Source organism: Vibrio sp. 947, assembly GCF_033339115.1.
Classification (GTDB): domain Bacteria; phylum Pseudomonadota; class Gammaproteobacteria; order Enterobacterales; family Vibrionaceae; genus Vibrio; species Vibrio alginolyticus.
Window position 1 is genome coordinate 42,144 of sequence record NZ_JAWOTX010000034.1, and the last position, 9,914, is coordinate 52,057.

The following is a 9,914-nucleotide window of genomic DNA, read 5'->3' on the forward strand; positions in this document are numbered from 1 at the left end:
ATGAAGTATAACTCTATGAATAAATCAGCCTTGGCAATGTTGCTTACTGTTGCCTTTTCATCATCTGCATTTGCTGCAGAGAAAGATGTAGCAGCTGACATACCTGTTACACCAATGAACGCAAGCCGAGTGCCCGTTGACATCTCTGGTTCAAATGGAAACGTCGCCAATGCTGTAGACCAAGCGATTATGGATGCTGTTGCTAAAAGTATGCCTGCAAAATCTGTTGCGGAATACAAGGCTTCACAACAAGCGCAGCAACCGGTAACCGTAGACTCTTATGGTATGCCAGTGGTTCAAGGTACGAAGGTTAAAACCGTAGATACTGCGCCAGTTTATACACAGCAAGGGCAGCCACCAGCTATTGCGGCAACTCCAGTTCCGTCTGCAGTGCCACAGGTTAAAGGATCTTCTGACCCAATTACTGACTCAGTACGTTCAAAATACAAACCACATCAAGAAGTAACTATAGAGCCTGGTCACGGTGAGTTATTACCTGTTGCTGCAGGGCTTCAAAACCGAATCGCAACGCCTTTTGTTGATGCCGTTGTTAAAACCGCTGATATGGAAGTGCCAATTCAAACAGATGGCGGTTTTGTTTACATCACGCCTTTAAGTCAGGCTCCAATCGGTCTAATGGTCGGTGAGCGCGGTATGCCAGAAACGATGGTAAGCCTAACTCTTATGCCTTTGGATGTTCCACCAGTAATGGTAGACGTCAAAGTAAAAATGGATGCAAAGACTAAAGCAAAGCACTCTGAATACATCGCCAAACTGAAATCCGATAAAGAGAAAAACGATTTCCTTACAGAAGCGCGTAAAGGTCCAACTGTTAAGAACGACCCTCGAGTTAATACTGAACATGAAGACCGTGCCACCAGCGTTCTGTCAGAAGTTGCGGGCGGTAACATTCCAAATGGCTTCGACATTACTACCGATATTCCAGCTGAGGAACGCTACCCATGTGACATCGTGCGTATGGGGATGTACCACGAAGTTGGTCAGCGCATGATTAGTGGCCGAGAAATTATCGATGTCGTTCTGGTTAAAAATGACATCAATGGATTCCGCGAAGTGCGAGAAGAATACTGTTTGGCTGATGATGTAATTGCTGTTGGTGTGTTTGACCGTGCAACACTGGCTCCGGGTGAAACCACAGAGTTATACATTTTGCGTGACAAGCTTTACAACGAAAAACTTAAGCGCGTTCGTACTCGACCACGTTTAACAAGTTCTTACTAAGGGGGAATCAGAATGGATATGACCTCTTTGAAAGGCAAAGCTAACCAGCAATGGCAGAACCCTAAAGTACGTTACGGCGTAGTGGGGGCGGTACTACTAGGTATCATTTGCTCTATTGCATTTAGTACTGACGACATCGATACAGGTGGTACTCGCAAAGACAATAATGGTGCTGTAGTTGTTCCTGAAAAATCTCGTCGTGTAGAAGCTAACTTCTTTACACAAGATGGCGCTGACGATATTGACCAAGGTCGAATGGATGAAATCTACGGCTTAATGGAAGACCAATTGGCAGAGCGTGAGAAAGCTATCGACGAACGCGAAGAAGAAATGCGCCAAATGGAAGGTCGCGTAATGAAAGAGCTTGAGTCGCTACGTTTTAACCAGAACGACCTTAAGCGTGAGTTGGAAGTGCAGAAAACCGCTTCTGAGGAAGTTCAGAAACAAGTTAGTAATCAGAACTCTCCAATTTTTACGCCACCAGCACAACAGCCTGTTACCCAGACGCAACAGCCTGTAGCCACGACAAACCCAATGGCAAATGCTGTACAGAAAGTTATGCCAAAGGTTATTGACCACAAGCGTATTGGTATCCGTACCATCGATAGCACTGGTGACCGATTCCAAGATGCGACGGGTGAGATTAAAGAACTACGAGTAACCGAAGAGGTTGAAGAAGAGGTTGTTGAGGAAGACACTGACAAAGATAAGACCAAGGATAAGGCAGAAATCTTCTTGCCGGCTGGTTCAATTATCAGTGGTGTACTTGTAACAGGTATGGACGTACCAACAGGTAACTCGACTAAGCGTGACCCGTTCCCCGCAATTCTTCGAATTAAAGAGGAAGCTCTGCTACCAAACAACTTTACCGCTGATATTCGAGAGTGTGTGATTGTTGCTTCTGGTATTGGTGACATCGCAAGTCGTCGTGCTTACTTACGAGCAGAAGCGATCTCATGTGTAACGGATGCAGGTAAAGCAGTTGAGGCGAATCTAAATGCATTTGCAGTAGGTGGTGATGGTCGTAACGGTATTCCGGGACGTCTAGTTTCTAAGAATGGTGAGGCAGCAATGAAATCGGCGTGGGCAGGTTTCTTGAGCGGCATGGCCAACTTAGCGGGTCAATCTACTTACAGTATTGGCGATAACGAAACAGGTATCTTTGGTCCAATGCAAAACCCAGAGATCATGAAATCAATGGCTGGTACCGCGGCGTTACAAGGTGCTGGTGATGCGATGGAACGATTAGCTGACTACTACATTGAACTTGCAGAAGAGATGAAACCTTATATCGAGGTTAACCCTGGTATCTCTATCGACTTTATTATCCAACGCGGTTCCAAACTACCCCTAGAGTAATCTAGGGGCCACAACCCTATTAAGAGAATGTATATGAACGTTACGAAGAAGAGTCTTTTTGGAATCCTGACAGTTTGGACAATCGTGCTTTGTGTTGCTTTTGGCTTAGTGCTTAAGTTCCTTGTGTTAACAGGTAATACAGAGTCACGACTCGACAAGGTTGATCATGAAATCAAGGTGCTTGCCCAACAGACAGCTGTATCTCCAAAGATTGTTGTACTTGATTTGGCTAAGGTAGCCAACGAGTGGAAAGGACGTAACGATAACCTGGCAATTAAGGCAGTAGAAACAACTATCAAGTTTTATAACGAGAAGGGTTACCTAGTGCTTGATAGTGCAAGTGTTGTTGGTGATATTGGCAAGTATTCAGGCATGGTACCAACACCTGAGAAAATGAGCCAAATGATTCGACAGGCAGAAGGCAAATAGTCTGAGTAAAGGAAATACAGGTTGTTTTGCAAAACTGCCTGTATTGAATGCGCAAGAAAAACTTGCAGAAGGATTTGTTTTTGTTTAACTAGGCGTATAAGTAATGCAGAGGTAATAACGTTTATGAAACTACGCTTAGGAAAAGCTCTACTATTGGCACTGACAGTAATGGGTACACATGTATCTCAAGCTGCTGTCACAGCACAACAAGTAGTAACTAGCGCTAGCTACCAACTGACAGAATACGACACGTCAAAAACTGGTCGTCAGCGCGCAATCGAAAAAGTTAAAAAGTCAGCATTAAGTAAAGCTGAATTTGAATACCTGACAGTCACAAAAATGGACTTATCTTCTGGTATTACAGAAACAAAGAGCGCTTCGACAGGCCGTGTGACAGATATGCACATACTAAGTGAAAGCTTGGCGCCATGCGATAACAAGCACTCTGCACGTTGTTATAACATCGAGGCAGAAGTCACGGTAACAACCGCTCGTATAGCACCATCACAGAGAGCAATCGAATCACGAGTTAACGCGGTAGAAATGGCGAAAGCTATGGAAGAATTGTTCTAATCTAATTCCAATACACCTCCCAATTTAGCCCTAACATGTTTAGGGCCTTTTTTTTAGTCAAAAAACCTTTCTAACGCTACTTGTTGATAGCGACAAATAACTCCCTCTAATTCGACCCACATAATCGCCACAACCGAAACCCCGGATGCTTACTATCTACGGATTATTTTAGGTGGAAGGTAATTATGAGACTACGGGGAGTATCAAAAGCATTGGTTGGTACTTTAGCAGCGCTAACGTTCAGCAATGCAATGGCTGACCCTTTGCTCGACCAAGCGGAACGATTAGCCCAGCAAGAAGCAGCTAAAGGTAAGTTGAGTGCTAAAGCATTGGTGGGTGGCATGAGCGATCTGGATGTTAAGACTGCACTCCAGAACTTCAACAAACTCCATTGGACTCAAATCCTTCCGGTTAACGACCTAATTATGGTTGAGAACGATAAGGGCGAAAAGTTACTAATGGATTCGAAGGCTCGTATAGCCATACGCGGCAACGTTGAAGTTTATGACATGTGGAACAAGCGTCCAATCAACACACAGGCCGATGCAAAAGCTGCATGGATGGTAACGCTAGACAGATTCGGAGTTCATACAGGTGATTTGGCTAGCTTTCGTTATGGCTTAAAGAAGGATAAGCCTGACGTGACGCTGCTGGTAGATCCGAGTGGTGACTTCAACGTAAAGCTTTTCGACCAAATGAAAGCTATGGCAGACAAATACTCTTTTGAGATTGTTCTTGCTCCGCTGCTTGGTGGTGAATCAATCAACGAATCCCTAAAACTCTGGTGCGCCAAAGACCGTCAGAAATCACTTGATGAACTGATGGCTCAAAAGAGTGCTACTGGAGAAATATTCCCTACTTGTAATAAAGACCCCTTAATCAAAGCCCTTGGTGTTGCAGGCGTTCTGCAAATCAAAGGTCTTCCTTATTTAATCAGAGCTGATGGACTTCAACTGCAGGGGACACCTGACAGTCTTTCTGAATTCATGAGCCGAAACGTAGACAACATTGGAGAGGTAATCGTAAATGATGTTAAAGCATCTAAGTAAGGCTCTGATTCTTGCTGGTATCACGCTAATGAGCACAGGCTGTTCTAGCATGTTCGAGATAGGTGAAGACCCAACAGAGTGTCCGAAGGCACAAAGTGGCGGTATCACCTGTACGAGTGCGCGTGAAATCTGGAAGTTGACGGATAACAAGAAGGATTTGGAAGAGGCTCGTCAACGCAGTAACGGTGAGCTTCAAGACGAAGATGAGTCAGACGATGACGAAGATAAAGAAGTTAAGCCAATGCCGTATCCTGGTGGTACGCCAGCTGAGCGCCAAGCCATCTACCGCGATTACCAGTCAAATCGTTCAAAGTTAGCAGCTCCAGAACCTATTGCAGTTCGTCAACCAGCAAAAGTTTTGCGTGTTCTGATGAATTCATGGGAAGACGATGCAGGTCGTTTACATATTCCTGGTTATACCTACGTTGAAATCGAGAAGCGTCGTTGGGTAGTTGGCCGCGGTGCGAGTACGGCGCCAGCGCGTATTACACCACTAAGCATTCGCAAGATTTCCCAAGAGGAAGAACGCCGCAATAACCCAGTAGCAGATAACGGCATGGGTATCATTCAACCTGTCCCTGTTCCGCAACCACGACCAGTTAAGTAAGGGGTAGCGATATGGCAGGAATCCTAGATAAACATAACGCTATAGTAGGGCATAACCAATACGGTGATGTCCTACCTGTGCTTGAGTATATCCCGGAGATGAACGGGTACATACTTGACGGTGGTTACATTGGTTTCACTTTTATCTGTCAACCACTGACAGGTGTAAACAACGACCTAATGAACTCTCTGGATGACCTTTACGAGCGTCAGTTTCCAGCAGACAGTTTTTTACAGGTGAGTTTGTTTGGTTCCCCTTACATTAAGTGGATACTCGAACGATTCGAGAATATCCGTGAAGGCCGTGCCGAAGGTGAAATGGGTGAGCTGTACGATGAAATCGGTCGTACTACATACCAGTACTATGAAGAAAGTACGGATAAGCCACTACACCCAGTAACAGGCTTGAAGGTGCGTGACTATGAGGTTTGGGTATCTTTCAAGATGCCACTCAAAAAGCAACAGCCTTCAAAAGCCGAATTGACCGCGTTCCGTCGTCTTTACCTACAGCTTAAATCAACGCTTGAATCTATTGGGGCGCACCCGGACGACATGACACCTGAACTTTATGTTCACCGGATGCAGATCTTACATAACCAAGCGAAGAATGCTGATTGGCGTGAAGGTGTTAAGGGCCATGATGCAGGTGTACCGCTTCGTTACCAAGTTATGGAGAGAGGTGGCAGTTGTTTCGTCCACCAAGATGGCTTGGAATTCGGTGACGTAGAGAAGGGTGAGGGCTCGTTCGTTAAGATGCTCTCCGTGCAGAAATACCCGGAGGTATTAACCTTTGGTGATATTTATGACCTGGTGTGTGATTGGCGTAAAGGTAGAGAGGGCTTACGTGAGCCATTCTTGATGACGTTAAACATTCACTTCCCGCCACAGGAGAAAGCTAAGCGTGAGTTTACCAAGAACCGTGGCTGGTTAACGCACCAGGCATCAGGACCGATTGCTAAGTGGGTTGACCGACTCCGCTTCCAGAAGAAGGACTACGACGAATTCTTCATGTCCTTGGAGAACAAGGGCGCGCAGATTGCCAACTGTTACCTGCAGATGATCATATTCAGTGAGTCGAAAGCCAAAGCTGAAAAGTCTGTCATGGATGTACAGTCATTTGCATCTAAGCGTAAATGGAAGTTTGTGGAAGACCGCTACATTTGTTTACCACTCTATCTGTCATCTCTGCCTATGGGTTGTGATGAAGCGACAGTTAAAAACCTTCACCGATTTAACCGCTTCGCCTCGGATGCATTGAAGTACATCACACCTATGATTGCTTCATGGAAGGGTAATGGTCTTGGGCGCCCGGTAGTGCCGTTAGTTACTCGTGATGGCCAGATGTTCTGTTTCGACCCGTTCACCTCTGATGGTAACTATAATATGTTTACCGCAGCGGCATCGGGGTCAGGTAAGTCTTTCTGGATTAACTACTTGGTGTCTCAAGTACTGACGTCAGGAAACATCGGCGGCGGTAAACTGTATCGAGATAACCCTCTACCGAACGAGCGTAAACCTCTAGACCGTGGCCGAGTATTTATCATCGACGTTGGTCGCTCTTACGAAAAACTCTGTGAACTCTACAATGGGCGATTCTTAGAGTTTGGCGAGAACTTTAAGTACTCACTAAACCCATTCAAGTCTATACACGAATTTGCGGGTAAAGACGGTCAGGGTGACATGGTATTGTCACTACTGAAATTCATGGCGTCACCATCGGGTACTCTAACCGACTTCCAGACGGCGCGTATGAACGTGTTGTTGAACCAACTATGGAATGAGAAGGGTAACAACTCGACCATTGATGACTTTGCCGAGATGTGTAAAGCCGATCCTGAGCCGCGTGTTAAGGATATTGGCTTCCAGTTAGAACCTTGGTGTAAAGATGGTCCATATGGTGAGTTCTTCGATGATAAGAACCCTCCTGTAGACTTCTCCGGTGACTTCGTTGTTATCGAGCTTGAAGAACTTAAGTCGCGTAAACAGTTACAGATTGCGGTACTTCTGCAGTGTATCAGCTGTATCCAGCACGAGATGTTCCTGTCAGGCAAAGACCGAAACAAGTTGTTCATTTTGGATGAGGCCTGGGAATACATTAAGATCAAGGGCGGTGCAGGTTTAGCAGTAGCGGAATTCTTGGAAGCTGGCTGGCGTCGTTTCCGTAAGTACCAAGCTGCGGGTATCTGTATTACGCAGAGTATTTCCGATGCGTATGAGACAGAAGTAGGCCGAGCTATGGCTGATAACTCACAGTTCAAAGTGTTCTTACGACAAGAGCCAGAAGTTATCGAGAAAGTACGAGAGAACAAACAGTTCGACGGTAACGAAACTGACTTCGCGCTGCTTAAGAGTATCCATACTGTGAAAGGTGAGTACTCTGAGCTTTATATCCGTACTGGTAGCTCGAGGGAAGTGTGTCGATTGTTTGTACCTCGATACCAACAGTTGATGTTTACCACTGATGGTAAGGAACTTGCTGCGATTGACCGATATAAAGCACAAGGCCTGACGATCGCACAGTCTATTCAAGCTGTAATTGATGAAGAGCACGCAACCGGTAGACGAACCTCCACTGAGGAAACTGATGATTTCTCTGCAGAGGAACTAGAGGCTATGTTGGCCGCGTAGAACGGTACTACTTCCAGTACTCTTAAAGGCACTCGAATTCGGGTGTCTTTTTCTTTATTGGAGGGATTGCGGGATTTGCAGATTGGCTGATGATGTAGGAATCAAATGTAAGAGGTAGCTATGCACAATCATCGATACATTACCGGCTTATGCTCTGATGATGCTCCAGAGAGCGAGAAACAGTTTCTGCGCGTCGTTACTGAGCGTCTTATGATGTCAGGCTACACTATGCGTACAGGCGGTCTTATAGGCTCGCCTGAGCCGTTTATACGCGGTGCTATGGACGCGGCAGATATTAAGGAAGTGTCCGTTCCATCTCTAGAGTTGTATGTGCCGTCTTTAGAAGTGGATACGTTTGGGTTAAACCCAAAGCAGGTATTTGACGTCCACCAGCTCAAAGAGATGAAGAGTGGCCGTATTATGGCGATGGCTGTGCAACACCGTGACCGATACTTAACTATCTCGAACAAACGAGCGCTTGAGTATGAAACGTATGTGCCGGCATTAATGGGCGACGACTTGAACGACATTAGTCGATTCATGATTTGCTGGGCGCCTATTCCTACATTTGATAAGAACCAACGACAAAACGATTGTCATGGCTGTATGAGCACTGCAATCAGAATTGCACACACATATGGCATGCAGGTATTCAATACCGCGATACCTGCTCACAAAACAAGATTGCTAAGATGGATAACTGGAGATGTACGCTAAATGACTAACAAAATAGAAACCCAAGCAGTAGAGAATTTCTGGAGCCGTTTCCCTGGACACATCAACTTCTTGGAAGAAAGCGTGAAGTTAGGCCACAACGAAGAGTTTCAGATCCGTTATGACGCAGTAAACAAGTCTGCCCAAGAGTTTCACCCGGCAGTACGTGTCGAATTCTCTCTTGATATGATGGAAGCGAAGGTAAACGCGATCATTATAACTTCAAAAGAGAAGGGAGAAGGTCGCAAGGTAGCTATGAAGCTTGCAAAAGCTTGCCCAGAAGAATATCGAGAGTTGGTTACACCATATCGCTTACCTGCATTGCCGTGGGATTCTGAGGTTACCCAAAACTGGGTGACAGACATGGCCGGACAGTATGGTATGAGAAGTATCGCTAACGAAGTTGGAGCGGTGCTATCTGATGTCACGGTTGCGGTTAAGAGCAATCCTCACAACGGCAAAGTGTTGATACAAGTTGGCTTCAAAAACAAGCGTGAACTGAAAGCGGTTGGTGAAGAAATTGTATTGGTAATGCTGGAGTTATTGCTTGGCGAAGAGATTATTGCGGAAGGTGTTGATCTTCTTAGTATTAAGACAGCCAAGGAATTGAGTTCTGGTAAAATGGGCTGGGAACATACAAGCGGCTTAAATGCCCGTGATGTAATTCTCCGTAACCTGCTCTAACGGTATCCATTTATGTACAATTAGATGTATAATCAAGTAAATAAGAGCAAGGATAGCTCATTACGGATGTAAATTATTAGGAAGCTGCAATGAATCATTTAAACCTGTTTATGCCAAAACCCATTCCGGTGCCAGATGCCGAACTGGAGGCGTTACAGGAAACAATGAATCATTTGCAGCACCTTAGTCATAACACTTCAATTCCCAATGGTAAGCAGGCTCTTACCGACTTCCTAGAAACTACCCCAATCTTACTTGCTGGTGGCTTTGCGAATCGCGGCATGTTGAACACAATGATCCCTTTTGCACACCAAGTTAAAGCCAGCACGAATTTTATCCCTTGGTTAAACATTCAAGACACTGTTAACGCATGGCTATCGTGGGCTGAGAAAAGACGTGATGGTCTGTATAACGATGATATAGATGAACAGTCACTTTGTGTTGATAGAGCCACAAAACAAATGCCTGTATTTGCGGTACAGCACAAAGGGTTAAAGCGAGTTATCTATCCAGAAGATTTACCAATTCAATTGGCTACGTGGTGCGTACACTCTGAACAAAAGGGGTACTGCGTATTTGCAGTTAATGAAAGTTCAGTCGTGGCTAACTTAGAGGTCTTTAAGTACACCT

The 9,914-nt window shown here is 45.3% G+C and carries 10 protein-coding genes; all 10 read left to right on the plus strand.

Annotation, left to right across the window (positions count from 1 at the left end; genetic code table 11):
* On the plus strand, positions 1 to 1,242 hold the full coding sequence (locus R7Q39_RS26570; protein WP_318077065.1) for a type-F conjugative transfer system secretin TraK: 1,242 nt from the start codon (positions 1 to 3) through the stop codon (positions 1,240 to 1,242).
* 12 nt (positions 1,243 to 1,254) lie between these two features.
* A complete protein-coding gene (locus R7Q39_RS26575) occupies positions 1,255 to 2,601 on the plus strand; it encodes a TraB/VirB10 family protein (RefSeq protein ID WP_225477982.1) in 1,347 nt (448 codons plus the stop codon).
* Between the two features lie 33 nt (positions 2,602 to 2,634).
* Positions 2,635 to 3,030 (plus strand): hypothetical protein, encoded by a 396-nt coding sequence (locus R7Q39_RS26580; RefSeq protein ID WP_225477981.1) that lies wholly within the window; start codon positions 2,635 to 2,637, stop codon positions 3,028 to 3,030.
* A gap of 123 nt (positions 3,031 to 3,153) precedes the next feature.
* Positions 3,154 to 3,603, plus strand: a complete 450-nt coding sequence (locus R7Q39_RS26585; RefSeq protein WP_225477980.1) for a hypothetical protein — start codon at positions 3,154 to 3,156, stop codon at positions 3,601 to 3,603.
* Positions 3,604 to 3,788: 185 nt separating this feature from the next.
* On the plus strand, positions 3,789 to 4,652 hold the full coding sequence (locus R7Q39_RS26590; protein ID WP_225477979.1) for a hypothetical protein: 864 nt from the start codon (positions 3,789 to 3,791) through the stop codon (positions 4,650 to 4,652).
* Positions 4,630 to 5,259, plus strand: coding sequence for a TraV family lipoprotein (locus tag R7Q39_RS26595; RefSeq protein WP_225477978.1), 630 nt, complete (start codon positions 4,630 to 4,632; stop codon positions 5,257 to 5,259). The genes R7Q39_RS26590 and R7Q39_RS26595 overlap by 23 nt, the downstream gene beginning before the upstream one ends.
* Before the next feature lie 11 nt (positions 5,260 to 5,270).
* Positions 5,271 to 7,886: a type IV secretion system protein TraC gene (gene traC / locus R7Q39_RS26600; RefSeq protein ID WP_225477977.1), complete on the plus strand. Its 2,616-nt coding sequence runs from the start codon at positions 5,271 to 5,273 to the stop codon at positions 7,884 to 7,886.
* A 120-nt stretch (positions 7,887 to 8,006) separates the two neighbouring features.
* Complete coding sequence (locus R7Q39_RS26605) at positions 8,007 to 8,603, plus strand: hypothetical protein (protein ID WP_225477976.1); 597 nt, start codon at positions 8,007 to 8,009, stop codon at positions 8,601 to 8,603.
* Positions 8,604 to 9,284 carry a hypothetical protein gene (locus R7Q39_RS26610; RefSeq protein ID WP_225477974.1) on the plus strand — a complete coding sequence of 227 codons (681 nt, stop codon included), beginning with the start codon at positions 8,604 to 8,606 and terminating at the stop codon, positions 9,282 to 9,284.
* A gap of 89 nt (positions 9,285 to 9,373) precedes the next feature.
* A partial coding sequence (locus tag R7Q39_RS26615; protein WP_318077066.1) for a hypothetical protein occupies positions 9,374 to 9,914 on the plus strand: 541 nt, incomplete at its 3' end.

What these genes read in the sequence shown, in the direction of transcription:
- R7Q39_RS26570 (WP_318077065.1), top strand. Translation starts at nt 1, where the DNA reads ATGAAGTATAACTCTATGAATAAATCAGCCTTGGCAATGTTGCTTACT.
- R7Q39_RS26575 (WP_225477982.1), top strand. Translation starts at nt 1,255, where the DNA reads ATGGATATGACCTCTTTGAAAGGCAAAGCTAACCAGCAATGGCAGAAC.
- R7Q39_RS26580 (WP_225477981.1), top strand. Translation starts at nt 2,635, where the DNA reads ATGAACGTTACGAAGAAGAGTCTTTTTGGAATCCTGACAGTTTGGACA.
- R7Q39_RS26585 (WP_225477980.1), top strand. Translation starts at nt 3,154, where the DNA reads ATGAAACTACGCTTAGGAAAAGCTCTACTATTGGCACTGACAGTAATG.
- R7Q39_RS26590 (WP_225477979.1), top strand. Translation starts at nt 3,789, where the DNA reads ATGAGACTACGGGGAGTATCAAAAGCATTGGTTGGTACTTTAGCAGCG.
- R7Q39_RS26595 (WP_225477978.1), top strand. Translation starts at nt 4,630, where the DNA reads ATGATGTTAAAGCATCTAAGTAAGGCTCTGATTCTTGCTGGTATCACG.
- traC (WP_225477977.1), top strand. Translation starts at nt 5,271, where the DNA reads ATGGCAGGAATCCTAGATAAACATAACGCTATAGTAGGGCATAACCAA.
- R7Q39_RS26605 (WP_225477976.1), top strand. Translation starts at nt 8,007, where the DNA reads ATGCACAATCATCGATACATTACCGGCTTATGCTCTGATGATGCTCCA.
- R7Q39_RS26610 (WP_225477974.1), top strand. Translation starts at nt 8,604, where the DNA reads ATGACTAACAAAATAGAAACCCAAGCAGTAGAGAATTTCTGGAGCCGT.